The sequence below is a fragment of the Niallia sp. 01092 genome (genome assembly GCF_052318935.1).
Taxonomy (GTDB): Bacteria; Bacillota; Bacilli; order Bacillales; family Cytobacillaceae; genus Niallia.
The window spans coordinates 1-431 of record NZ_JBQRKO010000073.1; the positions used below are offsets into that span (position 1 = coordinate 1).

Annotated in this window: 1 protein-coding gene; it reads right to left on the reverse strand. The window is 37.6% G+C overall.

The features are described 5' to 3' along the window. Nucleotides 1–431: alpha-amylase family glycosyl hydrolase (locus tag ACTXGU_RS22360; protein WP_443483705.1), on the reverse strand; the 431-nt coding region annotated here is incomplete at both ends.

A 431-nucleotide genomic window follows, 5' to 3' on the forward strand; every position in this document is an offset into this window, starting at 1 on the left:
CCGATACTCTGTATCATTTCCATATCGGGAAACTTGACGAGGGACATCATGATTGCTTAAGAAAAGAGAATTCCATCCTTTTCCGTTTAACTCCGTCTGCCACTTAGATAATGTTTTTTTCATAAATGAAAGGGCTATTGGAGATGTGTCCCATTTTCCACCTAGTCCAATGCCAAATACATGTTCAAATTGAAAAACCATATTCAGCTCATTCCGATTTTCATTCGTATATAAGGCAACATCATCTGTTGTAACAGCAGGCATTTCTCCAACCGTCATAATATCGTATTTAGAAAGAACTTCCCGATTCATCTCTTGTAAATATTCATGAATACGCGGACCATTCAAGAAATACTGACCGCCTGAAGCATATTTTGCCCCTTCAGGATTTGGAGCATCTGGAAAATCGGAAACTTTTGAAAGTAAATTAA